Source organism: Mesorhizobium sp. LHD-90 (assembly GCF_030929505.1).
GTDB lineage: Bacteria > Pseudomonadota > Alphaproteobacteria > Rhizobiales > Rhizobiaceae > Kumtagia.
The window spans coordinates 434,470-460,942 of record NZ_JAVFVV010000001.1; the positions used below are offsets into that span (position 1 = coordinate 434,470).

The following is a 26,473-nucleotide window of genomic DNA, read 5'->3' on the forward strand; positions in this document are numbered from 1 at the left end:
AGGAAGAAAAGGGTAATATGAACTCCATGAACCAGGCCGATCTTGTTCTGCACGGCGGCAAAATCTGGACCGGCTATGGAAATCCGGTCGCGGAGGCGATCGCGGTCGGGGGCAACACGGTGTTGGCCAGCGGCTCGAACACCGCCATCAAGACGCTGATCGGGCCCGGAACCAAGGTTGTCGATCTGGCCGGGCGTTTCGCGATGCCAGGTCTGAACGATGCGCATCTGCATCTGATCTCGACAGGACTGCTGCGCGGCAAGGTCGATGCGACGCCGGATGCCGCGCCGACCCGCGGCGCGTTGATGGCCGCGTTGCAGGCGCGTGCCGCCGAAACGCCGAAAGGCGGCTGGGTAACGGCGCGCGGATTTGACCAGACCCGTTATGCCGATGGATTGATGCCCACCGTGCAGGAACTGGATGCCGCTCTGCCGGATCATCCGGTTTCGGTCACGCGCGCCTGCGGCCACATCACGGTTGCGAACTCGCGGGCGCTGGCGCTGGCGGGGATCCACGTCGACACGCCCGATCCGGACGGTGGTGTGATCGGGCGGGAGAACGGCCAGCTCACCGGAATGCTGGCGGAGAACGCGCAGAACCTCGTCTACGATGTCCAGCCGACACCGTCTCTTGCCGAGATCGTCGACGCCATCGAAGCGGGCGGCCAGCACCTGCTGCAGTTCGGCATCACCTCCTGCATGGATGCCGCAGTCGGCCAGATCGACGGAATGACCGAGATCGATGCTTACCGGCAGGCCGAGAAAAGCGGCCGGCTGCCGGTCCGGGTCTGGGCGACGCTACTGGGCGATCCCGGTTCGTCCATCGTTGAGCCCTGTCATGCCATGGGCCTCATCACGGGCATTGGCAGCGACATGTTCCGCATCGGCGGCGTGAAAGTGTTCACCGACGGCTCGGCGGGTGGCCGCACGGCGTGGATGCGCCGGCCCTATGTCGGCCAACCAGACAATTTCGGTGTCCGGATGCTGCCCGATGCCCAGTTGTTCGAACTGGTCGACCGCTATACCGCGATGGGCTACACCATGGTCTGCCATGGCATCGGCGATGCCGCCATCGACCAGCTCGTGCGCGCCTATGAGCGCGTGCGCGCCGCCAACCCGGACCACGAACGCCGCCACCGGATCGAGCATTGCGGCTATGTCGACGATGCCCTCAACCGGCGGATGCTCAAGGCGGGTATCCTGCCCGCGCCGCAGCAGGCGTTCATCTACGATTTCGGCGACGCCTATGTCTCGGTTCTGGGGCCCGAGCGCGGACTCTCCTCCTATCCGATCGCGACCTGGGACCGTCTGGGCATGAAGCCGTCCACCGGCAGCGACTCGCCCGTCTGCTCGCCCAATCCCTTCCCGGATCTTTACGCCATGCTTACGCGCAAGACGCACAAGGGCACGGTGATGGACGCTTCCGAGATCCTTGGGCCAGAAGAGGCTTTGCGGGCCTATACCGAGCATGGAGCCTATTCCCAGGGCGCGGAACGGGTGAAGGGCAGGCTGGAGCCCGGGATGCTGGCGGATATCGCCGTGTTCTCGAGCGATCTCCTGACAGCCGAGCCCGAGAAGATCCTGCGTGAAACGCATTGCGAGATGACGATTCTGGATGGGCGCATCGTCCATGACAGAGGGTGAGGCGGAACGCTCGGACGCGCCGGGTGCCGACGGGAAATGAGCAAAAGACCCTACAGGGAGGAAATGGAATGTTGACCAGACTTGGCCTTATATCAGCCCTTGCGCTTGGGACGGCGACCGCCGCGCTGGCGCAGGACGCCACTCCGAAGGATGGCGGGCGATTTGTGTTCACCGCGCCCTACGGCAACTCCATCACGTCGCTCGACATCACGGCGACGCCTCATACTCAGGACGAGATCGTCGCGAAGGCGATCAACCGCTCGCTCTACAAATGGAACCCGGAAAGCGGCAAACCCGAGCTCGATCTCGCGGAATCGGTCGAGACGACGGACGACGGCAAGACCTATACCTACAAGCTCAGGGAAGCGACCTTCCACAACGGCGACAAGTTCGACGCCGATGACGTGATCTGGTCCTACAACCGCCTGGCCGATCCCAAGAAGGCCTTGCCGGGCGCCGAGCAGATGCTGCAGATCGCCGGCGTCGCCGAGTTCCAGGCGGGCAAGGCTGACCACATTTCGGGGCTGAAGAAGATCGACGACAGGACCATCGAGATCACCTTCATCAACCTGGCCGAACCGGGCTGGAACCTGATGTCGAACTATGCGCCGATCTATTCCAAGGACTATCCGGAAGATCAGCTCGCCTCCAAGCCGAACGGCCTCGGCCCGTTCAAGCTGGCGAACTATGTCCCGGGCTCGAAAGTCGAGCTGGTGAAGTTCGACGGCTATTTCGAGAAGGGCAAGCCGCATCTCGACAAGCTCGACATCATGCTGATGGGCGAAGCCTCGGCCCGCGACGTCGCCTTCCGCAACGGCGAGATCGACGTCAACGTTCTCGGACCCGTTCAATATGAAGCCTATGGCCAGGATCCGGCCCTCAAGGATCACATCTCCGAGGTGGCCGAAGTCTATACCCGCAATGTCGGCTTCAACACGAAGATCGAGGCGTTCAAGGACAAGCGCGTCCGCCAGGCGATCAACTACGCGATCAACAAGGACCTGATCGTCGAGAAGCTGCTGAAGAACAAGGCCTATTCCGCGGTCTCCTGGCTGCCGGTTTCGTCGCCGGCCTTCGACAAGGATGCCAAGCCCTATGCCTATGATCCGGAAAAGGCCAAGGAGCTGCTGAAGGCGGCGGGGTTCGAGACCAGCCTGAAGTTCTCGGTCACCGCGACCCCGAACGAAAGCTGGGGCGTGCCGATCGTCGAGGCGATCATCCCGATGCTGGCCAAGGTGGGCGTCGAGGTGACGACCGACCCGGTGGAAGGCTCGGTGCTGTCGGACAAGATCCTTTCCGACAATTTCGACGCCTATATCTGGTCGAACTCGTCCGGGCCGGATCCGCTGAAATATCTGAACTGCTTCCATTCGAAGACCTCTCAGACCGCCTGCAACTACGTCAAATTCTCCAATGCCGATTTCGACAAGCTGATCGAGCAGGCGGGCAACGAAACCGATCCGGCCAAGCAGAACGATCTCCTGAGGCAGGCCAACAACCTGTTGCAGGAGGAAGCGCCGGTCTGGTTCTTCAACTACAACAAGGCGGTGATGGCCTATCAGCCGTGGGTCCATGGGCTGAAGCCGAACGCCATGGAACTGGCGATCCAGGACTACGAGGACATCTGGATCGACGACAGCGCCCCCGCGTCGCGCAAGTAGCGGGGTAGCATGACTGGCGGGCGGGACCGGCAGGCACGGTCCCGCCCGCCGCATGGCGCCCGCCCAACGAGAGGCAGAACCCGCGGATGTTGCGCTTCATCTTTCGCCGCACGCTGCAGATGATCCCGACCCTGCTGGCGGTCGTCCTGATCATCTTCGTGATCTTCAGCGTCGTCCCCGGCAGCTTCATATCGAGCCTGATGGCGGAGGGGCGCAACGCCACGAACGCGGATGTGATGGCGCATTTGAACGAACAGTTCGGGCTGGACAAGCCCCTGCCGGTCCGCCTGTGGGACTATCTGTGGGGGCTGGCGCATTTCGACCTTGGAATTTCCTACCGGACCCGCGAGCCGGTGTGGAATGTGATCGAGCCGCGGCTCTGGCCGTCGATCAAGCTCGCGCTGGCAGCGATGGGTTTTGCCGGCGTGGTCGGCATTCCCCTCGGATTTCTCGCGGCGCTCAAGCCGGGCAGCGTGTTCGATACCGGCACGATGATGCTGGCGGTCTCCGGCCTGTCGGTTCCCGAGTTCTGGCTTGGCCTGCTCCTGATGTATGTGTTCGCGCTGCAGCTCGGCTTGTTGCCTAGCTTCGGCTACCAGGCCGACAGCATCCGGCACATCATCTTGCCGGCCATCGCGCTTGGCGTCTCGCCGATGGCGCTGCTGGCGCGAACCACCCGCGCCGGCGTCCTGGATGTGATGAACGCCGATTTCGTGCGTACGGCGCGCGCCAAGGGCCTGTCCGAACCGCGTCTGGTTCGCGCTCATGTCACCCGCAACGTGCTGGTGCTGATCCTGACCACGCTTGGTCTTCAGATCGGCTCGCTCATGGGGCAGGCGATCGTGATCGAGAAGCTGTTTTCCTGGCCGGGGATCGGATCGCTGCTGGTCGACAGCGTATCGGCGCGCGACATTCCCGTGGTGCAGGGCGCGGTCATCGTCATCGTGTTGTGGTTCCTTGTCATCAACATGCTGGTTGATGTCGCCTATGCCGCGATCGACCCGCGCATCAAGGTGGCTTGATCCATGCGGCTGCGCTTCAACTTCGTCCTCGGACTGGCGCTGGCGCTGCTCGTGGTCGTCGCGGCGATCAGTGCCGGCTGGATTGCGCCCTACGATCCGGTCATCGACGCGGACCTGATGAACTCGGAAATGCCGCCAAGCTGGGAGCATTGGCTGGGCACCGACGGACAGGGCCGCGACGTGCTTTCCCGCATCCTCTACGGCGCGCGGGTGTCGCTCACCGTCGGCCTGGTTTCACAGTTGATCAACTCGTGCATCGGCACGGCGCTCGGCGTTTCGGCCGGCTATTTCGGCGGTTGGTGGGACGATCTCGTGAACGGGCTGACGAACGTCATGCTGGCGATCCCGTCGCTGGTTTTCGCGCTCGCCATCATGGCTGTGCTGGGGCCGGGGCTGCCAAGCCTGCTGATTGCGCTGGGCCTGACCAACTGGTCGTGGACATGCCGCATCGCCCGCAGTTCCACCCTCTCGCTCAAGAACCAGGGTTTTGTGCAGGCCGCCAGGTCGGCCGGCTTCAGCGACACCAACATCATGCGCACGCAGATCCTGCCGAACATCCTCGGGCCGGTGCTGGTGATCGCGACGCTCGGCATCGGCGGCGCGGTGCTGGCGGAGGCGGCGCTGTCCTTCCTCGGCGTCGGCATCCGCCCGCCGCAGCCAAGCTGGGGCAACATGCTGACGGACGCGCGCGAACTGATCCGTACCGCCCCCTGGGCGTCGGTGTTCCCCGGCCTCGCGATCTTCATCACGGTCCTCGGCTTCAATCTGCTCGGCGACGGGCTGCGCGACATGCTCGACCCCCATATGAGGACGCGGAAGGCATGAACGGCATCCTTCCCGATCCGGTCCTGTCGGTGCGCAACCTGCGCATCGGTGTCGGCAGGCGCAACGAAATCCTGCACGACGTGTCTTTCGACATCCTGCCCGGCGAGACCTACGGGCTTGTCGGGGAATCCGGCTCGGGAAAAAGCATCACCGGCCTGTCGGTGATGGGGCTGCTGAAGCGCCCGCTGGAAGTGATCGGCGGCTCGGTCCTGTTCAGGGGACAGGACGTCCTCAAGCTTGGCAGCCGCGCGCGCCGCCGCCTGCGCGGCGACCGCATGGCGATGGTGTTCCAGGAGCCGATGACGGCGCTCAACCCGCTGGCGACGATCGGCCGGCAGATCGCGGAAATGTTCGTCGTTCATCGCGGCATGGGGTGGGCGGATGCCCGCAGGAAGGCCGTCGAGGCGCTGGAAAGCGTCCGTGTGCCGTCGCCAGAGGAGCGCGCCCGGTCCTATCCGCATCAACTCTCCGGAGGGATGCGCCAGCGCGTCATGATCGCGATCGCATTGGCCTGCCGTCCCGACCTGCTGATCGCCGACGAGCCAACCACCGCGCTTGACGTGACGGTGCAGGCGGGCGTGCTTGAACTGATCGCCGAGCTTTGCAAGGCCGAGGGAACGGCCGTGCTGCTGGTCAGCCACGATCTGGGCGTGATCGCCAATATGTGCCGGCGCGTCGGGGTCATGGACCGGGGGCGGCTCGTCGAGGAACAGGACACCAGGGCCCTCTTCGCAAACCCGATGCATCCCTATACCAGGGGCCTGCTCGCGGCGCGCCCGCGCCTCGGCTCGCGAACGCTTTCCGGACGCGGCCGCCTGACCGAACTCGACCAGGTGGTGGCCAGCGAGGACCGCGCGCGCGATACGCCGACAATGACCACGCCGCGCGGCTTCCAGGCGGAGGCGACCGCGTGAAGCCGCCTCTGCTGGAGATCCGCGACCTCAACGTCCACTTCCCGCTGCCGCGCCGATCGCTTTTCGGGCCGAAGCGGACGCTCCGCGCCGTCCAGGGCGTGAATCTGACCCTGAACGAGGGCGAGTGCCTGTCCATCGTCGGCGAGTCCGGCTGCGGAAAATCCACCACCGCGCTGGCCGTGATGGGCCTGCAGGAGCCGACCTCGGGAGAAATCCTGTTTCAGGGCAGACCGTTGACGGGGCCTAGCGCTCCCGCCCGGAAGGAACGTGCCCGCATCGCCCAGATGGTGTTCCAGGATCCCTACGCGTCGCTCAATCCGCGCCAGACCATCGGCCGAATGCTGTCCTCGCAGCTTGTCCTGCACGCAATCGCCAGGGGAACCGAGGCCAGTCACCGTGTCGCCGACATGCTGACGCGTGTTGGCCTCACCCCGGACCATGCCGACCGTTACCCGCATGAATTCTCGGGCGGGCAGCGCCAGCGGATCGGGATCGCGCGGGCTCTGATGCTCGACCCCAAGATACTGGTGCTGGACGAGCCGGTCTCGGCGCTGGACGTGTCGATCCAGGCGCAGATCATCAACCTCTTGATGGACCTGCAGGAGACGCTGGGCCTCAGCTACATCATGATCTCCCACGACCTCAGCGTGGTGGAGCATGTCAGCGACCATGTCGCGGTGATGTATTTCGGTCGCGTGGTGGAGGATGGCGACTGGCATTCGATCTTCAGCAGCCCGACGCACCCCTATACGCGCCGCCTGATCGGTTCGGTTCCCGATCCCGACGCCATCCTGACCGGCGCACGCGCCTTGCCGGACGCCGCCTCCGTTCCCGGCGCAGCGCGCTTTTCGCCCGACATTTCGCGCCGCCCGGACCCTGACGAGCAACCCGAGGCAAGCGAGCTTGTCCCGATCGGCCAAGGCCATCGCGTCCGCCTCGCGCAATAGAGACTTCTGATGACGTTCACCGTGCTTACCTGCGAATTCATGCACGAGAGCAATACGTTCTCGCGCTACCGCACCGGCCTGCCGCAGTTCCAGGCGGATACGCTGCTCTACGGCGATGAGGCTATCCGCGCCCGGCGCAACGCCAATACCGAACTCGCCGGCTTCATGGACGTGGCGGATGTGGCGGGCTGGAACGTCGTCCACGCGATCTCGGCTCATGCCGTGCCGGGTGGGCAGGTGACGAAGGCGGCCTACGATCATGTCGCCGGCGTCATCCTGGACGCGGCCCGTTCGAACAGGAGCCGGCTCGACGGCGTGCTTCTCGGTCTTCACGGCTCGATGGTGCCCGAGTTCTGCCAGGACGGGGAAGGATACCTTCTCGGCCTTCTGCGGGCCGAATTGGGCGACGACATTCCCATCGCAGCGACGCTCGACCTGCATGCGATGGTGTCGCAGGACATGGTCCGGCACGCGCAGATCCTTGTCTCCTACAAGACCTATCCGCACGTGGATATGCGCGAAACCGGCGCGCATGCCGCGCGGATCCTGGATCGTGCGATGAAGGGCGAAGTCGCGCCGCGCACCGTGAGGGCGCATGTGCCGATGCTGGACGAGGCGAATTCCGGCCGCACCGACATTCCCGAGACGCTGGCGCTCTACGACCGCGCCCGCGAGGCCGAATCTCGGGGACTGCTCGCGGTTTCCGTCAACGCGGCGTTCACGGGGGCGGACGTGTTCTGCGTGGGTCCCACGGTGCTCGCGACCTATGACAGCCGTGATCCGGGGGCGGAAACGGCCGCCAGACAGGTGGCAGAGGAACTTGCCGGCGCGATCTGGCAGCGGCGCGCGAAGAAACGCAATGTGTTCATCGAGATCGACGAGGCCGCCGCCGAGGCGCGTTTCTGGCGCGCGGACAAGCCGCTTGTCATCGCCGACTATGCCGACAACCCGGGCGCCGGCTCCTACGGCGATTCCACCGCGCTGCTTGAGGGCCTGCTTGCCGCGGGCGTGGATGGCGCCGTGTTCGCGCCGATGGTCGATCCCCAGGCCGCGCAGGAATTGCACCGCCACACGCAAGGCGAAACCGTGACGGTGACGATCGGCGGCAAGGGCGATCCGGCTTTCGGCGGCGGCCCGCTGACGGTGACCGGCGTGCTCCGCAGGCTCTCAGACGGCGCCTATGTCGGCGACGGACCGATTCTTGGCGGGCTCAGCCACAGTTTCGGGCCGACCGCCGTGATCGATGTCGACGGGATCGAGGTTCTGGTCGTCTCGGAGGCGCAGCAGATGATCGACCTGCAGCAGTTGCGCGCCTTCGGCATCGAGCCGACCGCGCGTCGCGTTCTGGTTCTGAAGTCGATGCAGCATTTCCGCGCGGCCTTCGAGCCCATTGCGGGCAAGGTCGTCGTCTGCGATGCGGGCGCGCTGGCGACGCCGCGGGCCGAGCGGCGTGCCTATGTCCGCGCGCCGCGCCCGCTCTGGCCGCTCGACAAGGACTTCGAGCGTCCCGTCTCCCGTTCCGAAGCAGTCTGATCTCGTCCGGAGGAGCTTGCGGATATTCCGGGCGCATCCCTTGCGGCCGGCGCTCCTCTCCCCCGGGCAGGGCAATCGCATATGACGAACCGCAGGGGCTTTTGTCGCTCGTACCCCCACCCCTAACCCCTCCCCACAAGGGGGAGGGGGACCTTGCGGCCGCCATATCGAGCGAGCTCATCGACGATTGGCGCGCGGCGAAAACCTGGCCAAGTCCCCCTCCCACTTGTGGGGAGGGGTTAGGGGTGGGGGTAAACTCATATCCGATTGCCCTGCCCGTGAGGGAGAGGTGGCCCGAAGGGCCGGGGCTTCAAGGCCGAGCCGTGCGTCAAACTCCAGGATCGTTGGCAAAAAAGGGGATAGATTTCTCGGCTTTTCCGGCAGGTCAAAAATATTCCCCCATGATTCCCAGCTACTTGCCTGGTTCAGGCGAAAAAAATTCGTCCGATCTGTCCCCACCCTCCGCGACGCAGGCGACAATCCTCGCGCCGGTGTTTTAAGCAAGGAAGGCGGCGATGGACTTGAACGCAGTCATCGAGAAGCACCGCGAGGCGCTGAGGCGCATCGTGGCCGGGCTTGTCGCCATGCTCGAATTCGGCGCGGCAACCCTGGTTTCGCGTGGCTTCGCCGGGGCCGGCGGAATGGCGCCGCGCCATCTCCACCGCGCCATACTAAAAATGCTGCGGCCGGCCGAATCAGCGGCGCGGCGCCTGGTCATCGTGCTGGCGCGCGGCATCGTGGTGACGCCGCCACGCCCGCGCCAGGCCAGGCCGACGAAGCCAAAGCCGACATCCATCTTCGTGCGCGACGGTGTCGGTACCGGCATCGTGCTGCGGCAAGGCGCGCCGGTTCCGGCGCATCTGGCCCATCTCGTTCCGCGTAAGGCCGCTGCCCGCCCGCTCTCATTCCCGCTGCTCGATCCGCTGAAGCGCCGGAGCGGCCGCCGCCGGCGGCCGGCCGCTGCCGGCGTGCCGCGCATTTCCATCGCCGAGGATGCCCTGCGCCTTGCCGTCCCGTCCCGAAAACCGCCCCTGCCCGACGATCCGCTCGATGCGGGCCGCCTCGGCCGGCGGCTTGCCGCGCTCGCCGGCGCGCTTGACGACCTGCCGGGGCAGGCAAAACGCTTCGCGCGCTGGAAAGCGCGGCGCGACCGGGCGCTTGCCGCGGGGCGCATTCATCGCGTCTCGGCACTGCGCGGCGGCCGGCCGCCGGGCGGCCGGTTGTCGCGCTACGAACCGGACGCGCCGCGCAGGAGCAACATCCGCGATGTCGACGAGATTTTGGCGCACGCCCATGCGCTGGCCCATTATGCGCTGCGCCCCGACACCTCGTGACCGCGGCCCGACTGGCGGCAAACCGGATCGTTTTGTGGATGACGGCGGGAAATTCCGGCGTCCTCCCGCCGCTCCCTCACGCCGGCAGCCCGGCCTTGCGAAAACCGTCGACGAAATGGTCGAGCGTGGCGGCGTCGCGGAACGGCTCCGTCTCGGCCCAGTGGCGCGTGGTGAAATGCGGGTTGCCGACAAGAAACAACTCGACCTCGGCGCGCGCCTCCTCGAGCCGGCCGAGTTGGGCAAGGCTTGCCGCCAGGAAACGGCGTGAACTTGTCCGGTAGGTCTCGTCCCGGCGCAGGGTCTCGATGGCGGCGCCATAGTCCCGCGAAGCATATTGCGCCTGGCCGAGCGTCAGATAATACCAGCTTGTCGGAAACGGGCTTAGCCGGAACGCCTTGCGGATGTGTTCCAGGCCTTCCTCGACCCGCCCGGCAAGCACCGCGATGTCGGACAGCGCCGTCCAGGTGTCGGCCTCGTTGGGGTCGAGTTCGATCGCCTTGGCAAATTCCGCATCCGCCTCGTCGAAGCTGCGTTCATAGGCCAGCAGGTAGGCCAGGACCCAGCGGCAGCCTGCATCGTCCGGATCGATCGCCACGGCCTTGCGCGCCAGCTCCAGGGCGACCTCGCGGTTGGCTTCGGTCGGCCCGCCCCAATGCACCCAGCCCATCCAGTGGTTCATGGCAAGCCAGCGATAGGCCTCGGCGTATTGCGGATCGAGCGCTGCCGCGCGCGTCAGCATCAGGTGCACTTCCCGCGCCATCCGCGGCGAATCATCCATGAGCTTGCGCGCCCGCATGCAGAGTTCGTAGGCCTCGGGATTGCTGGGCGGGTTGCGCGGCGGCGGCGCGCGCAGCCGGCCGAGCAGGGCCTCCACGATCCTGGCCGTCACTTCGTCCTGAACGGCGAAGATGTCCTCCAGGCCGCGATCGAAGCGTTCGGCCCACAGATGCTCGCCGCTCACGGCGTCGACCAGTTGTGCGTTGATGCGCACGCGACCGGCAGCGCGCCGTGCGCTGCCCTCCAGCAGATAGCGCACGCCGAGATCATGCGCGATCCCGCGCATGTCCGTCGCCTTGCCCTTGTAGGCGAAGGCCGGGTTGCGGGCGATGACGAACAGGCCGGAGACCCTGGACAGGTCGGTGATCAGGTCTTCGGTCAAGCCGTCGGCGAAGGCCTCCTGCTCGGGGTCGCCGCCGAGATTGACGAAGGGCAGCACCGCGATCGATGGCTTTCCGGGTGGCGGCAAAGGGCTGCGCTTTGCCTCGCCGAGCCGTTCGACGGCGCCCACAAAACGGTAGCCGACGCGCGGAACCGTGGCGATCCATTCGCCGCTCCCGTTGCCGGCATCGCCGGCCGGACCGAGCAGTTTCCTGAGCTGCGCGATCTGCACGGTGAGGTTGCCTTCCTCGACGGCCGTGCCCGGCCACGCCGCGTCCATCAGCTCGGCCTTGCCGAGAATTTCGCCGGGCCGTCCGACCAGTGCTGCGAGCAGTTTCAGCCCGCGGTAGCCGATTGCGACGGGGGCATCGTCCCGGGTGAGCGTTCCCGCATCCGGATCAAGCACGAACGGACCGAAGGCGAAGCGCGATCCCTGCATAGGGGATCCATAGAGCCTTTGAGGCTCAGACGGAACCGTCCTGCCGGACGATGGCGCCGATCGCATTGATGACAAGCCGCGCGGCGGTCTGGGCCGACAGGCCGTCCATGTCGGCGGGCGGATAGAGCTCGACCAGATCGAAGCCAGCAATCCTGGCCTGCCGGCCAAGGCCGGCGATCAAGTCGATCGCCTGCGTGTAAGTGAGGCCGCCCGGCGTGCGCGCCGCCACGCCCGGCATGATGCCGGGATCGAGGCCGTCGCAGTCCAGCGTGACGACCACCCGCGCGCCTTCCGGAATATGCCGGAGCGCGGCTTCGACGCCCTGCGCATGGATCTCGCGGGCGGTCACGAAGCGGCTGCCAAAGCGTCGTGCCGCTTCGATTTCGCCGTGGCGCGCGCTGCCGACGCTGCGTAGCCCGACCTGCACCATGCCGGCGACATGCGGCATCTCGCTCGCTCGCCGCATCGGGCTCGAATAGCCATGGCGTTCGCCATGCACCTCATCGCGCCAGTCGATATGGGCGTCGATCTGCAGGATCCAGACCGGTCCGTGGCCGGCAAAGCCGGCGAGGAAGGGAATGACCACGGAATCGTCGCCGCCGAGCATGATCGGCACCGCTTGCAAGGCCAGCACCTCGCGCGTCTTCGCCTCGATCCGGGCCCGGTTGCCGGCATTGTCATGCATGGTGGTCGGGACGTCGCCGGCGTCGATGCAGCAGACCGGACCGCCGTTGAACAGCGGGCCGCCGAGATCGAAATCCCAGTGTCCGACGAGCCCGGCATCGAATTGGCTGGCGGCGCGGATGGCGTCGGCGGCGAGCGCATAGCCGCTGCTGTCCTGGCCGGGATAGGTGCTACCGTGACCGGCTCCGAAGATCACCGCACGCGGCTTGCCGCCGTTGGCGAGACGATCGGGTAAGCCGAGAAAGGGAGGCGAAGCTGTCATGTCTCGTTCGTCTCGTTGATGAATTGGCTGAGCTTCGGTGTAGGGCGCAGGATGCGTCGGGGCGATTGGGGGCTGACGCCAAGCCGGTAGGGCGCGAGCTTAGACCGTTTGGAAGTTTTTGGAACTATTTGGGCGCGCTTAATTACGGCTCCGTTCCAATCCCGCAGAATTCAACCTCTTTCAGGTCTAGGGCCCCGTGCCTTCGACCGACATGGAGGTTGCCATGAACGATATGCTTGGGTTGATCCCACATCCGGCGGCGTGGCGTGAAACGCCTGTCAGGCCGGCAGATGCCCCGCGGCGTTACGACGGCATCGCGACCCTGCGAGACCTTGTTGCAGCATGGAGCGAGCGAATGCGCTTTCGCTGGGACCTTGCGCAAAGGTCGAAGGACAGTCCCCATCTGATCGACGATATTGGTCTGACGAGACGGCAGGTCGAGGCGGAGATCGCAAAGCCCTTCTGGCGAGCTTAGTGCGGATGCCGCAATGACCGCCGAAAGCACGACAGCACCTTGCGAGGACCGGCTGCCCTGGGCGGCGATGGCGGGTATCATCGCGGCCGTCACGGTGGGCGCCCTGGCGCAGGGGGTACTCTATCCGCTGCTCAGCTTCATCCTCGAGCGGCAGGGCACGACGCCCGGCCTGATCGGCCTGTCGGCGGCGATGACGCCGCTGGGCTTCATCGTCGCCTCGGCCTTCACGCCGGCTCTGGCGCGGCATCTGGGCGGAGCCCGGCTCGCGATCCTGTGCTCAATTCTCACCGCGCAGAGCATCGCCGCGATTGCCTGGGCCGAGGACGTCTGGGCGTGGATGCCGCTGCGCTTCCTGCTCGGCTCCTTCTCCAAGCCGCCTTACGTGATCTGCGAAACCTGGCTGATCGCGATCACGCCGCCCTCGCGCCGGGGCCGCGTCATGGGTCTCTATTCGTCGATCGTCTCAGCCGGTTTCGCCATCGGCCCGCTGTCGCTCGGCCTGGTCGGCACGCAGGGCTGGCCGCCCTTCATGATAGGGATCGCGGCCTTCCTGGTCTGCGGCCTGATCGTGTTTGCGATCGTGCCGCGTCTGCCGGTAATGGCTCATGAAGACGATGCAGCATCGGTCGGGGGCTTCTTCGCGCTGGCGCCGCTGTTGCTGTTTGCGGTTTTCGCCGCGGCCGCCTTCGAGCAGACGCTGATCTCCCTGTTCGCGGTCTACGGCGCAGCACTCGGCAGCGGCGAAGGGCGCATCGCTTCGCTCATCGCCTGTTTCATCGCAGGTGACGCAGCGCTGCAGATCGTGCTCGGGCGCATGGCAGAACGGTTCGGTTCGGCCCAGATCATGCTGTTCTGCGTAGTGGCTTCGCTGGCCGGCTGCCTGGCTCTGCCGGTGATGTTCAACTCGTGGCTTGTCTGGCCGCTGCTTTTCGTCTGGGGCGGGGTCTCGTTCGGCATCTACACCATGGCGCTGGTCCAACTCGGCGAGCGCTTTGCCGGTCAGGCCCTGATCACCGGCGCCGCGGCCTTCTCGCTCGTCTGGGGCATCGGCGGTATCGTGGGCTCGCCTGCGACGGGGCTGGCGATGCAACTTGTCGGACATCAGGGGCTGCCATTGTCGCTCGGCCTGCTGTGCGGCGTGCTGGCGGTGTTTCTGATGGCGCGGAGACGGCGGGTCTGATCGAGGGCTTGCCTCCCGCCGCTTCGATGCTATGCCGGCTTCCACCAACAGGGAGCCAGCATGATGCCAGCGATCCGCGATAGCAGCACATCATGACCCTCGATGACTACAACGCCTTCTGCGCCGCGCTGCCCGCAACCACCCATGTCGTGCAGTGGGGCGGCGCGCATGTCTGGAAGGTCGGCGGCAAGGTGTTCGCCATCGCCGGATGGAGCGACGGCGAAGTCCTTGCCGTCACCTTCAAGACTTCCGAGATGGCCTACGACATCCTGAAGGAGCAGCCGGGCTGCCGGCCGGCGCCTTACCTCGCCTCACGCGGCATGAAATGGATCCAGCGTATTTCCGCAGCGTCCATGGACGACGGCGCGCTCAAGGACTATCTGCGCGAGAGCCGGCGGCTGGTCGTTCTTGGGCTGACGAGGAAGGTGCGGAGCGACCTGGGGCTGAATGAGGTTTGACGGGCGATTCGGAGGTTCCCTCGGGACGGGTCCGACCGTCATGACGAAAATGCTGGCGGCCATCTTCATGCCCCGTTCATACTGGAACAACTAGATTCGCAGGCGCGTTACCGTCGATCATCCTTGGCGCGGTGGGGCGGGAAGGAACCGGAGAGAGCGACCAAGATGTTTCGCGGGCTGATTTTTGTTCCGGCCATGGCAATCGGATTTGCCGCAAGCGCCGCAGCGGCAGCCGAATCGCCCGCGGCGTGGGTGCGCGAAGAGGCGCGGCCAGTGCCCGCGCAAGACGAGATCCGGCTCGCGCAATACCGCCAGGCCGAAGTCTATTACGACGGCAACGGCAACCGGGTGATCGTCGATGCGGTCACCGGCGAGGTGATCGCCGTCCAGCCGGGCGGCCTCAACGCGCGGCGCGAGCGCATGGAGGAGCGCCGCCGCGAAATCAGGCGCCAGGACCGCTACTATCTCGACGACCCGGAGGACATGGCGCGGCTGCGGCGCGACGAGGGCTGGGTTCCGCTGGACGACGGCTACGCCGTTCCGGATTATCAGCAGCCGGACTACGTCCTGCCAGACGACGATTACCGCTCGGACGAGTTCCCGCAAGCGCCCCCGCCGCCCCAAGCCGAACGGGAAGTCCCACCGGTTACTGCCCGAGGCGACACGATCGAGCGCCGGCCTCTCGATGACCAGCGCTTCACGTCGGTCGAGCCAGGCGATGGGAGCGCCTCCGACCCGGACATTACGGGCACCGTCGAGCCGCGTCCCGACACGACGATGCAGCCGTCCGCGCCGCCGGCGCTGAATTTCACCGCGCGCGAGGATGTCGCGGCAATTCAGGTGCTTATGGACAGGGCAGGGGCCTCGCCGGGGGTTATCGACGGAAAGTTCGGGTCCAATGTCGACAAGGCGCTCGCCGCCTACCGCGAACTCACCGGCACCAACCTCAAGTCCACGGACACCGTGGCGATCAAGGCGGCGCTTGCCGCCAGCGGTGGGGATGCGTTCAGCCTCTATGAAATCACGCCGGAGGACGCGGCCGGGCCTTTTGTGGCCGCGGTTCCCGCCGACTACGGCGAGAAGGCCAGGCTGGAGCATATGAGCTTCACCTCCGTCACCGAGATGCTGGCGGAGCGCTTCCATATGGACGAAAACTATCTCAAGGCCTTGAATCCGGAAGCGAATTTCTCCCGACCGGGCACGCTTGTGCGCGTCGCCAACTTCGGGTCCAACGCCACCACCAAGGTCACCCGCATCATCGCCGACAAGGGCCAGAAGCAGGTGCGGGCCTACGATGCCGACGACAGGCTGGTCGTCGCCTATCCGGCGACGATCGGCTCGGCAGACACCCCGTCGCCGACCGGCATGCACGCTGTCTCGCGCGTCGCGATAAACCCGAATTACACGTATAATCCGAAGCTTAACTTCAAGCAGGGCGAAAACGACAAAGTGCTGACCATCCCGCCCGGGCCGAACGGGCCGGTCGGCTCGGTATGGATCGCGTTGGACAAGCCGACCTATGGAATCCACGGCACGCCGGACCCGTCGAAGATCGGCAAGACCGAGAGCCATGGCTGCGTACGGCTGACCAACTGGGATGCGCAGGAACTCGCCAAGCTGGTTTCGGCCGGGGTGATGGTCGAATTCGTCGAATAAGATCTCACGGCCGAAAAGCCCTGATTTTTCAACGGTCGGGCCTCTCGGCCAAAACTGCGTGAAGTCAGGAAGGTCGAGCGATTTCAACGACTTATTCCGGAAGTGCCTGCGGAATCGCGCCGCGGGCTTGAAACAGGCCCGCAAAAATCGCCGATTCACTGCTTTTCGGGAGCTTTCGGCTTGCCTGCGGGGCCGATGAGCTTGCTTCAGGCTGCCGTTGGATCATGGAAGCGAATGGCCTCGTTGCCTTCGCCCGGCCGCCGCAGATTTTTTCGCTCAAAGTGTCTCCTTTGCCGCCGCGAGAACGTCATTGGCATGAAGGCGGATTTTTGCCTGCCGGATTGGCCAGGCTGCGCCTCGACGGAGCAAGAGGCATCTCATGTCCCATTCAACAACGGAATCGCAGACGCAAATTTCCTATCGCTGGGTCATCGTCGCCATCGGCGCGCTGATGAGTTGCGTGGGCATCGGCGCGATGTTCTCGCTGGCGATCTTCCTGCAGCCGATGTCGGCCGACACGGGCTGGACGCGGGCCGGCATCTCCAGTGCCATGACCCTCAATTTCCTGGTGATGGGCGCGGCCGGCTTTGGCTGGGGCACACTCAGCGACCGGTTTGGCGCAAGGCCGGTGGTGCTTGCCGGCTCGGTGCTGCTCGGCCTGGCGTTGGTGCTGGCCAGCCGCGCCACCAGCCTGCCGGCGTTCCAGTTGATCTACGGCATCCTTGTCGGGCTCGCGGCCGGCGCATTCTTCGCGCCGATGATCGCGGCGGCCACCGCCTGGTTCGACACCAATCGCGGCCTTGCCGTCTCGCTGGTGTCGGCCGGCATGGGCGTAGCGCCGATGACGATCTCGCCCTTCGCCGCCTGGCTGCTGACGTCCTATGACTGGCGAACGGCGATGATGACGATCGGCGTCGCCGCGTGGATACTGCTTGTTCCCGCCGCGCTTTTCGTGCGGCAGCGGCCGGCCGGCGCCGAGGTAGGCGCGGAGGCGCCGGCTGCGGAGGGCAGCGGTGGCATGACGGCGGCGAAGGCGTTTCGCACGCCGCAGTTCTTCGTGCTGGCTTTCACCTTCTTCCTGTGCTGCGCGGCGCATGCCGGACCGATCTTCCACATGGTCGCCTATGCGATCGCCTGCGGCATCCCGGCGCTTGCCGCGGTCAGCATCTACAGCGTGGAGGGTCTGGCGGGCCTCGGCGGACGGCTGCTGCTCGGCGTGCTGGCGGACAGGTTGGGTGTCAAGCTGGTGCTGGTCGTCGGGCTGGTCGTGCAGGCCCTGGTCATGGGCGCCTATCTCCATGTCAACGAACTCTCCGAGTTCTACGTGCTGGCGGTGATCTTCGGCACCGCCTATGGCGGCGTGATGCCGCTCTACGCGGTGCTGGCGCGCGAATATTTCGGGCAGCAGGCGATGGGGGCGGTGTTCGGCGCCGCGACCATGGCCTCCAGCATCGGCATGGCGATCGGGCCGTGGGCCGGCGGCATGGTGTTCGATTCCTTCAACGCCTATGACTGGATGTTCATCGGCTCGGTGGGCGTCGGCTTCGCGGCGGTGGCGGTGGCTCTCGCCTTCCCGCCATTGCCATCGCGTCAGCGCGAGCAGCTTCAGCCGGCGTGAACGCCGATCCGGACATGCGCCCGCCGCCGGCGATCCGGCGGCGGGCGGCTCACAACTCCAGGGTTCGAACCTTCAGGCGGTCGCCTCGAGCACCATGTTGAACGGGGTCGACGTCGCCACCCGCACGCTGCCGAAGCCGCCGGAACGGATGACGTCCTTCAGCTTGCTCTCGCCGGCCTGTGCGCCAAGGGCCGTGCGCTCTTCCTGGGCAAGCGAGGTCGGCACGCAGATCATCGTCGAGGCCGAATAATAGAGCCGGCCGACCGGATTCAAATTGGCTTCGACCGTGTCCTGCGCCATCGGCTCGACGACCATCCAGGTCCCGTCGGGTTTCAGCGACTTCCGCACATGGGCGGCCGCGCCGTGGGGGTCACCCATGTCGTGCAGGCAGTCGAAGAACGTCACGAGGTCCAGGTCCCTGGCCGGATAGTCCTTGGCAAGGCCGACCTCGAACCGCAGGTTGCCGGTGACGCCGTGCGCCCTGGCGTGGGCGTTGGCCTCCGCGATCGAACCCTCGTGAAAATCGTAGCCGATGAAGGTCGAGTTCGGGAAAGCCTTCGCCATGAGCATGGTCGAGACGCCGTGTCCGCAGCCGACATCGGCTACCCTGGCGCCGCGCTGCAGCTTTTCGACGACGCCGTTCAAGGCCGGGATCCAGGCGGAGACCAGGTTGTTCAGATAACCCGGACGGAAGAAGCGGGCGACCGCGCAGAACAGGCAGCCGGCCTGATTGCCCCAGGCCACGCCCTTGCCGCTGCGGAACGCGGTTTCCACCATCTTCTGGTTCTCGACCATCGCCGCCATCATATCGAAGGCGCCGATCATGTTGACGGGGCTGCTTTCCACGGCAAACACCATGGCCTGTTCGGGCGGCAGCGAAAAGGCGCCGGTCTTGCCGTCATAAGCAAGATAGTTCGACGCGGCTTGGGCGCTGAGCCACTCGCGCAGATAGCGCTCGTGGTAGCCGCTGGCCCCAGCCAGCGCCGCCGGGGTCATCGGGCCCTTCTCGTGGAGCAGCCGGTACAGACCCAGCGTGTCGCCGATCCTGACCAGCGGGACGCTGGCGGCGCCGCCGAGATCGGACAGCAATTGTCCGATAAAACTATTCAGTTTCTCTTCGTTGAATTTGTCCTGTTTGGACGCGTCCATCTGGTTTCCTCCGAGGTAAGGTGCGGCCCCGGCGACGCCGGGAAGGCGGCAGGACCGTCCATGAGGGTTTCGACGCACCTGGCGCGGCCGCGGCATGCGGGCCGGCGAAGCGGAGTCTTGGCCAGAAAGACGTGCTTCTGCGCCGAAGGCATGAGGCGGTTGTCCCGCGCATTCCGAAAAAACGGCTGCCGGTATGGTGGGCCTGTCCCGGATCGACCGGGTTCGTTTGCCGTGGCCGCCGCGCAGCTATCATCGCCCCTGGCAGCCGATCTTGCCAATCGGCACAGTCGAAGAGATCTGCGCAGAGATGTCGGTCGGGGATCTGTTCTTACGAGAGAGCTTGCCGGCAGTGTCTCGATTCGAATGTCGGCTATGGGTGGATTGCTGCCGCATCGCACCGCGCAGTAGGCTGTGTGCCAGCGAGGCGGCTCGTAAATCGAGCGAGCGGATGAAAGCCATCCGCCCGATTTGACTGTCTACCCATGCGCCAGTTCAATTTCGCCCGGCTTCCAGGTCTTGTCGAACCATGGTTCCAGCGGACCGTAGAGGCGAAGGATCATGAACCAGCCCTTGCCCGGAATCGTCTGCACCCAGTTGTGCTCCATTCCCGCCGGGGCCTTGGGTCCGAAGTAGACATCCACCGAACCATCCGCATTGACCTTGACCTCCTTGTTCTGGCTACTGACGCTTGGAGCTTGCTGGTCGGTTTGCACCATCGGGCGGGTCTGGTTGTCGTAAACGATGACCGACCAGAAATCCTTGACCGGGATATTTGGCGGCAGCCGCATCTTGTAAGTCTTGCCGCCATCAAAGGGATTGCCCTCCGCATCCTGAACCGACCAGGGATATTGCGAGCCCTGGCCCACCATCTTCTCTTCCATCGCCGGCGTGACGCCGATGGCGAAGTAATAGTAGAAGACGGCACCGTCGAGGTTGCTGACGCCGGGAGCTACCTCGAATTTGTAGCCGCCGAAAAACGGCAGGCGCCACGTACTGTCCGGATAGAAATACGCATCCTTCGCCCGAACCTTGAAGGCGATCGTCCGCGCCGTCACAGCGCCGATGTTGGCAGCGTCGGTGAGGATTTTCTTCATCCGCTCATCGGGATTGAAGGGCTGGCCCTTGACGATCCCGATCGAGGCGAACAGGCCCAAGGTGGTGGGATCAGAACCGTCCGCCGGCTCTTCCTGGATGACCTGGTTCAACAGGCTCCAGAACGAATAGTCCCCCGGTGCGACGAAGTTCGATGGAATTCCGGAGGCATTGACGAATTTCATGGGCGGCGGGTTAGCGGCCTCAGCCAGGGGATAAATCCGCAGGTTGTTCTTGACCGAGTCAACCCCGGGTTGGGTGGAGCCATCGACGACGAAGGCGCGAAAAACGAAGTAGCTGCCAAAGGTGCTCGGCCGGACGACGTGATACCCCGATGGTATGTCGCCCTTGAACCCAGGCGGCAACAGGAGGTACTTGCCGCCTTCGCCCTTGTCGGCCCCGGTAATGCCGATGTCGGCCACCCACTTGTACCAGAAGTCGTCGATCATCCCCAGCACTTTGGGCGGAATCTCGGCCACCAGCGGTCCCTTGCTCGTGTCGACCCAAACGTAGTTGTAGATCGTGTTGTCGTTGGCCGTCAGCTCTACGGACCTCGGATCGACCAGATTTTCCCAGATCACGTCGGTCTGGTTGTCAGGCCCGAACTTGCGAATCGAGTCGCGCATGCCGGCCTGATTTACGATCGGGATCGCCAGCAGATAAGCCTGTAGCGCGCGCGAGCGGTCGAGGTTGTCGTAGATTTTGTCGACGGTATCTTCCGACGGATAGCCGTAGTGGAGATTAAGCGGCCCGATCGACGACTCGATCTTGTCCGGCACGGCGACGCCCGGTGCGAAAGGCGTCGTCATCTTGTAGGTCTGTGTATCGGCGGAAGCGGCGTCCAAGCTTATCAGCACCATCGCGGCGCTGGCGCAAATTAGTCTCGTCGTTCGTATTATTTGCTCTTTCCTCATCGACAGCCAACGCCACGCATCAGCATGGTCGGGATAATTCATGGTCGGGATAAATTATTGCGCCGCGACGATACCGGGCGGCTGCCACGTCCCTGCACCGGCCGGCAGGATGGAAGGCGCTTCCGTCTTCGGCCAGTACAGGCGCATCACGAGATAGATCGTGTCATTGGGCGCAGGCAGCCAGTTAGCTTCCTTGTCCGCGCCGGGGCTGTCTTTCTGGATATAGAGCGTGAGCGAACCATCCTCGTTCTTCTTCATGCCCGGCAACATCGGCGAGTTGATGAGGTAGCGATTGATCGGGTTCTTGATCAGGAGTTGGCTCTTGCCGTCGTACATCGTCACCGACCAGAACGCATTCACTGGCGGCAACTGGCCGGATGCGAAGGTGATGGTGTAGTTGTGCCTGCTGCCGTCGAGGGGTTCCCCGGTCGCGTCCGTTCGGGTGAAGGGGTACATTGCCTCGGCTGCATCGTTGCCATAGAGCCCGGCCTTGGCAGCTCCGGCCCGCAGTAACCAATCGCCGTTGTAGAAAGCCTCGTCGCCGAGAAGCGAGCTGACGTTCCAGCCGTTGATGGGTTTGTTTCCGCTGGCCAGCCATTTGTTGATTTTATCGTCACCTTGCTTCATGGCGATCAAAATCTCGGCTTTATGTTCGAGCGATAGTTCCTTGAAGTCGAAGGTCTTGCCGGGACCGATGCCGATCTTCGCAAGTTTCGCACGGATCGCCTGGTCCCTCGGCGTCTCGGGGACGAACTGCAGGGCTACGTCGAGATATTCGAAGAAGTTGTCCTTGATCCCGGCGGTGGTGGCGGGAAGGAAGTCGATCTGGGGCGCGGCGGGCGAGGCGGGTTGTTTAAGGAAGGCGGAAAGCGGCTGCGCCTTGTAGCCGGCCTGGATCTTCTCTACGTTCGGCATGTCGTCGGGGTTGAAGAGTTGGGTGCGGATAAGCGCGAGCGTGAACGGCGTCGTTGATCGGAAAACCTTCTTGATTCCGGTCGGCGTTTCACCTTTCCAGTCGGGAGCGACCACCAGATAGTCGCCCGGATCGCTCCCCGTGGCGCGCGTGCCGATGTAGCCGAAATTGTAGGTGTTGCCGTCGATCAACTGCACGGCGTAGTAGCGGTCCTTTTCGATCGCCGGCACCGAGATAACCATCGGCTCGGCGCGCAAATCCAGCCAGAGAAACGAGTAAGGCGTGTCGCTGTTCGGCGTGATGACTGCCGTATCCTCGGGAGTGGCGACGTGGTGATAGCTGTAAATCTCGTTGAACGGCGCCTTGAACTGCCCCGAATTCCTGTCGACGGCGAACTCTTGCATGACCGCGTAGTTCATCACCAGCGGCAGGCCGTAGATGAAGCCTTCCTCGGCGATGTCCTTGGCCTCAATGATGTCCGGCCATTCAGCGCTTAAGACCGGTCCGGCAACGAGGAAACTGGAGACACCAACCGCGATGGCCGATGCAATAAAACTACGTTTGGTCAGTTCCATAGCATTCCCCTTCAAAACACCTCATCAAGGTGCGTCGCTTCCGGGCCTATGGCAACGTAAATTACTGTTGCGAGTGGGTGATCTGGAGCCTCGAACGCGATGCGATGCGCTGACTTATCCGCGACGCCGGTCGCCCCAATGTCGGCTCTAAGGACCGACAGAGCTGTCCTCAATGGTCACCATGAAGCGTAAAATGCATCTCGCAGTGCCACTTGCGCATTTCCGCAACGGGGTCGAAACCGGACATTCGAACAGAGACATCATCCGGCAGGAAGGGCGCAAGCAATCGACATCACGAGCCGCCGGCTTCGGCCTTCAGCGCCAGCACGATGGCTTCCGACCGGCTGTTCACCCCGAGCTTGTCGAGAACCGCGGAAAGCTGGTTGCGTACTGTCTTCTCCGCCTTGCCGAGCCGTCCGGCGATGGCCCGGTTGTCCAGGCCGGCGGCGACCAGCGCCAAAACCTCGGCCTCGGCGGCGGTCAGGCCCGCACGATCGATCGCGGCCGGCCGGCCGCCTTCCGATGCAGGCGCTACAAAGGCCTGGACCTCCGCCAGGAACTGGCGCCAGGCCGGTTCGGTGGGCAGGAGCGTATGGTTGTCGCTGTCCAGCGGCACGAAGCGGGCGTTCGGGATCAGCGCCGCCAACCTGCGTCCTTCCTCGAACGGCACCCTGGCATCGCCACGCGCATGCAGGACCAGCGTCGGCACCTGGAGTTGCCCCGCCATTTCGGAGACGTCGATGTCGTGAAGCTGCTCGAGAGTGCGCGCCGCGATCTCCGGGCGGCAGGCAATGCGTTCGAGATCGTTCCACCAGCGATGCTGTTCCGCCGTGCCGCCGGGAATGAACAGGCTGGTGAACACCTGGCGGAACGCCGGATTGTCGCGGCCCCAGCCGACGCGGATCAGATCGACGAGGGTTTTTGCCTCCAGCCGCTCCGCTTCGCTCTCCGCCCGGCATTGCGCGCCGCGCGCATAGGCGCCGAAAAGGATCAGGCGGGAAACCCGTTCCGGATGGCGGAGCGCAAAGGCGATGGCCAGCGCGCCGCCCTGGGACATGCCCAGCAGCGGGAAGGATTTTTGCCCGATGGTGGCGGCCACCGCTTCGAGATCGGCTAGCCAGGCGTGGAAGCATATGTCGGTCGGCTGCCGGTCGGACAGACCGCAGCCGCGCTGGTCGTAGCGGACATAGGTGTTGTGTTCCGAGAGCGCCGACAGCCATGGCCGCCACACCGGACTTTCGAGGTCGTATTCGACGTGGCTCAGCCAATGCGCGGCGCGCAGCAGCGGCGGCCCGCTTCCCACCGAAGCGACCGCGATCCTCGTGCCGTCGCGCGAGGTGCAGAACCGTATGGACTGGCGCAGCGCCATGGGCACGCACACTACGCACGGACCGTCGCCGGCGGTAGTGCCGTCCGCGGCGAAAGTGCGAGGAGGCGTCAAGCGTGGCGGCTGGGACGGAAAGGCAATCCGCGAGGCGCGGCGATCGGCTTGCGGCCTGTTGAACCTCGATCGGCTACGGGAAACTGTCCGGCAGTCCGGCGCAACGATGCGTGGGCCACTGTCCGAACTATTTCCCGGCGCTGGCGACTTTCAGGCCGTTGCCGTCTTTCTCTTCCTTGAGCAGGTCGTCGATGCGCTTGCGCTCGACCTGGAAGCGCTCGAGGTCATCGTCTTTCAGGGCGCGGCCGGAAGGAAGGCGCACGCGCATCGGATCAACCTTTGTGCCGTTGACGACCAGCTCGAAGTGCAGGTGCGGGCCGGTCGACAGCCCGGTGGTGCCGACGAAGCCGATGACCTGGCCCTGGCGGACGCGCGTGCCCGGCTTGATGCCTTTGGCGATGCCGCTCTGGTGGTTGTATGATGTCTCGTATCCATTGGCGTGGCGGACGATGGTCTGGCGGCCATAACCGCCGGCCCATCCTGCCTTTTCGACAACGCCGTTGCCGGCGGCGATGATCGGCGTGCCCCGGGGTGCGGCCCAGTCGACGCCGGTGTGCATACGATTATAGCCGAGGATCGGGTGGTTGCGCCCGCCGAAGCCCGAGCGGAAGACGGCGTTCGGCACCGGCTTGCGAAGCAGGAACTGCTTCGAGCTGCGGCCTTCCTCGTCGAAATAATCGACGGAGCCGTCGGGCGAGGCGAAGCGGTAGAATTTCTGCGCCACGCCGCCGAAATTGGTGGCGACATAGAGCAGTTCCGAATCGTCGGACACCGCGTCGGCGTCGTCCGGCTGGGTGAAGAACACCTCGATCTGGTCGGTCGGGCTGAGGCGCGACTGGAAGTCGACGTCGGAGGCAAGCAGTCTGACGAGCTGGCGCGTCATCGAGCGCGACATGCCGTAGGAATAGGCGGCCTGGTAGATGCCGTCATAGATGGACGGCAGCGCGCCGCGCGCGGTGACGATCGGCGTGTCGTCGAAAGCGGTCTGCAGCCCGGGGTTCGGCTCGGCCTCGGGCGTGGTGACGATGGTGTTCCTTTCGTTGACCGCGACGGTCAGAACATGCTGGGTGCGGTCGTAGACGCCGAGCCGCACCATGCGGGCTTCTTCACCACGCACTTCCAGCCCGACGCACAGCACGGTGCCGGCCCTCAGCGTCGTGGCGTTCAGCCTGTCGGCGACGCCCGCGGCCATCGCCTTGGCATCGTCGCCGGCATAACCGGCGTCGGCCAGCGCTTCGGCGATATCGCGGTCGCTGTTGAAGGGGATCAAGTCCTCGGCATAGGCGAGTTCCTTGTCGACATCCACGCTGCGCGGGGCGATCGACACGTTCTCCTGGGTGATGCGGATGCCGTAGGACGCGGTGGCGAGCGTCTGCGCGTCGAGCGCGTCGCCAAAACGCTGCGGGTCGACATAATGCAGGGCGGCGACCTGGACGGCGCCGTCGGTCAGCGAGGCGCCGGCGGTGCGCACCACCTCCTCGACCTCGGACGAGGTCAGGTCGCTCCGCTCGTCGAAGGTTGCCGTGGCGATCGGGAAATCGATCGTCTTCAGGCTCATCTCGCTCTCGATCTTGGAGCCGTAGATCTGCGCGCCGGTGGTGGCGGCGGCAACCGCGGCGCCGTCCTCGGCGAAGACGGCGAGCGGGTCGAAGGGCGGATAGGAGCGGTTCGTCTTGTAGCCGGCGGCGAGCGGCATCTTGATCTGCACGAACGGCATCGTCTTGATGACGTCGCGGTCGCCGACGCGCGTCATCATCGAGACTTCCATGCGCCGCCTGTTCTTGGCGCGAGCGACCTGGCGCGGCGGAACCAGCCGCGTCGTCTTGGCCGCCTCGCCGCCGCCGTCATCGGCGACCGGGGCGATGTCGGCGATTTCGGGCGGCGTGGCGAGCTGCTCGCGGCCGTCGAGCGCGACGATGAGGGCAACGCCCATCAGCACGGTCGAGGTGACGCCGGTGAGAAACGTGCCCGTCAGCCAGCGCGCCGAAACCTCGCGGCGATCGGGCGGACCCGCGCGCCCGTCCGCGATCAGCGGCGGGTCGTTGCCGAGTTCGGCTATGGTCAACTCGGTCTCTTGCATTCCGCGGGCGAATTTCCCCGATGGTTCGGCGGTCTTTTTGTTGGCCACGACAATTGCCCGCCGCGGCCCCGCAAGTCAACGAAGCGGTTGGAATATGCGACGCTCCGGCTTCGCGATCCCCCGAATCCTGTAACGAGGCGGCCGGCGGTCGGCGAGGACTGGGCCGCCAATGCGGCGGCAATAGGGCTTGGGCGCAGCAAGGGCCCGCGACGCGCCGTCGCCGCGGATGGCTTTCCATTGCATGTATATAAAGAGGGACCGAGCAACGCCTTGTCCTGCAGTGGAAAGCCGCCGACCATGCGAGGAGGGAAAGACGTTCGCGTCGATGCCGGCGCTTCTGCCGGAGCGGTGAGGATGGCCGGCGGCTGCCGCCTGCCGGACTGATCGACGGCCGCCGGCCTGGTGCCGGTGGGCAACGCAGGGCGACGGCAAAAACTTCGCCGGACAAGCAATCGGAACCGTACTTTCGGGAGGGCTGTTGGTGGTGGGGAGGGGGTTGC

General features: G+C 65.1%; 20 protein-coding genes. 13 read left to right on the forward strand and 7 right to left on the reverse strand.

Going from position 1 to position 26,473, the window contains the following annotated elements:
• The first annotated feature begins 17 nt into the window (after positions 1-17).
• From RB623_RS02055 to RB623_RS02090, 8 genes are all read left to right on the forward strand, one after another.
• Positions 18-1,643: an amidohydrolase gene (locus RB623_RS02055; protein WP_308055073.1), complete on the forward strand. Its 1,626-nt coding sequence runs from the start codon at positions 18-20 to the stop codon at positions 1,641-1,643.
• Positions 1,644-1,711: 68 nt separating this feature from the next.
• Positions 1,712-3,304 carry an ABC transporter substrate-binding protein gene (locus RB623_RS02060; RefSeq protein WP_308055074.1) on the forward strand — a complete coding sequence of 531 codons (1,593 nt, stop codon included), beginning with the start codon at positions 1,712-1,714 and terminating at the stop codon, positions 3,302-3,304.
• A gap of 86 nt (positions 3,305-3,390) precedes the next feature.
• Positions 3,391-4,326, forward strand: a complete 936-nt coding sequence (locus tag RB623_RS02065; RefSeq protein ID WP_308055075.1) for an ABC transporter permease — start codon at positions 3,391-3,393, stop codon at positions 4,324-4,326.
• Between the two features lie 3 nt (positions 4,327-4,329).
• Positions 4,330-5,151, forward strand: a complete 822-nt coding sequence (locus RB623_RS02070) for an ABC transporter permease (RefSeq protein ID WP_308055076.1) — start codon at positions 4,330-4,332, stop codon at positions 5,149-5,151.
• Between the two features lie 5 nt (positions 5,152-5,156).
• Positions 5,157-6,065 (forward strand): ABC transporter ATP-binding protein, encoded by a 909-nt coding sequence (locus RB623_RS02075; protein WP_374121621.1) that lies wholly within the window; start codon positions 5,157-5,159, stop codon positions 6,063-6,065.
• On the forward strand, positions 6,062-7,012 hold the full coding sequence (locus tag RB623_RS02080; protein ID WP_308055078.1) for an ATP-binding cassette domain-containing protein: 951 nt from the start codon (positions 6,062-6,064) through the stop codon (positions 7,010-7,012). The genes RB623_RS02075 and RB623_RS02080 overlap by 4 nt, the downstream gene beginning before the upstream one ends.
• Before the next feature lie 9 nt (positions 7,013-7,021).
• The gene (locus RB623_RS02085) at positions 7,022-8,545 is read left to right on the forward strand and encodes a M81 family metallopeptidase (protein ID WP_308055079.1); all 1,524 of its coding nucleotides are present in this window, start codon (positions 7,022-7,024) and stop codon (positions 8,543-8,545) included.
• A 515-nt stretch (positions 8,546-9,060) separates the two neighbouring features.
• Complete coding sequence (locus RB623_RS02090) at positions 9,061-9,879, forward strand: hypothetical protein (protein ID WP_308055080.1); 819 nt, start codon at positions 9,061-9,063, stop codon at positions 9,877-9,879.
• A 76-nt stretch (positions 9,880-9,955) separates the two neighbouring features.
• On the opposite strand, the gene RB623_RS02095 is transcribed toward RB623_RS02090, so the two are convergent.
• Positions 9,956-11,476, reverse strand: a complete 1,521-nt coding sequence (locus RB623_RS02095) for a winged helix-turn-helix domain-containing tetratricopeptide repeat protein (RefSeq protein ID WP_308055081.1) — start codon at positions 11,474-11,476, stop codon at positions 9,956-9,958.
• Positions 11,477-11,501: 25 nt separating this feature from the next.
• Entirely contained in the window at positions 11,502-12,422 is a 921-nt protein-coding gene (locus tag RB623_RS02100; RefSeq protein WP_308055082.1) for an agmatinase, read from the reverse strand.
• Between the two features lie 232 nt (positions 12,423-12,654).
• On the opposite strand from RB623_RS02100, the gene RB623_RS02105 reads away from it, so the two are divergent.
• From RB623_RS02105 to RB623_RS02125, 5 genes are all read left to right on the forward strand, one after another.
• The gene (locus tag RB623_RS02105; RefSeq protein ID WP_374121622.1) at positions 12,655-12,897 is read left to right on the forward strand and encodes a DUF1127 domain-containing protein; all 243 of its coding nucleotides are present in this window, start codon (positions 12,655-12,657) and stop codon (positions 12,895-12,897) included.
• Between the two features lie 13 nt (positions 12,898-12,910).
• A complete protein-coding gene (locus RB623_RS02110) occupies positions 12,911-14,077 on the forward strand; it encodes an MFS transporter (RefSeq protein WP_308055084.1) in 1,167 nt (388 codons plus the stop codon).
• Between the two features lie 92 nt (positions 14,078-14,169).
• Positions 14,170-14,535, forward strand: a complete 366-nt coding sequence (locus RB623_RS02115) for an MmcQ/YjbR family DNA-binding protein (RefSeq protein ID WP_308055085.1) — start codon at positions 14,170-14,172, stop codon at positions 14,533-14,535.
• Positions 14,536-14,700: 165 nt separating this feature from the next.
• On the forward strand, positions 14,701-16,191 hold the full coding sequence (locus RB623_RS02120; RefSeq protein ID WP_308055086.1) for a L,D-transpeptidase: 1,491 nt from the start codon (positions 14,701-14,703) through the stop codon (positions 16,189-16,191).
• A 379-nt stretch (positions 16,192-16,570) separates the two neighbouring features.
• Positions 16,571-17,809, forward strand: a complete 1,239-nt coding sequence (locus RB623_RS02125; RefSeq protein ID WP_308055087.1) for an MFS transporter — start codon at positions 16,571-16,573, stop codon at positions 17,807-17,809.
• 72 nt (positions 17,810-17,881) lie between these two features.
• Here the strand turns inward: RB623_RS02125 and RB623_RS02130 are convergent, their stop codons facing one another.
• From RB623_RS02130 to RB623_RS02150, 5 genes are all read right to left on the reverse strand, one after another.
• Entirely contained in the window at positions 17,882-18,958 is a 1,077-nt protein-coding gene (locus tag RB623_RS02130; RefSeq protein WP_308055088.1) for a class I SAM-dependent methyltransferase, read from the reverse strand.
• A 476-nt stretch (positions 18,959-19,434) separates the two neighbouring features.
• A complete protein-coding gene (locus RB623_RS02135) occupies positions 19,435-20,949 on the reverse strand; it encodes a DUF1254 domain-containing protein (protein ID WP_308055108.1) in 1,515 nt (504 codons plus the stop codon).
• Positions 20,950-21,018: 69 nt separating this feature from the next.
• Positions 21,019-22,452 carry a DUF1254 domain-containing protein gene (locus RB623_RS02140; protein ID WP_308055089.1) on the reverse strand — a complete coding sequence of 478 codons (1,434 nt, stop codon included), beginning with the start codon at positions 22,450-22,452 and terminating at the stop codon, positions 21,019-21,021.
• A gap of 292 nt (positions 22,453-22,744) precedes the next feature.
• Positions 22,745-23,821 carry an alpha/beta fold hydrolase gene (locus tag RB623_RS02145; protein ID WP_308055090.1) on the reverse strand — a complete coding sequence of 359 codons (1,077 nt, stop codon included), beginning with the start codon at positions 23,819-23,821 and terminating at the stop codon, positions 22,745-22,747.
• A 199-nt stretch (positions 23,822-24,020) separates the two neighbouring features.
• On the reverse strand, positions 24,021-25,973 hold the full coding sequence (locus RB623_RS02150; protein ID WP_308055091.1) for a M23 family metallopeptidase: 1,953 nt from the start codon (positions 25,971-25,973) through the stop codon (positions 24,021-24,023).
• Positions 25,974-26,473: the final 500 nt, after the last annotated feature.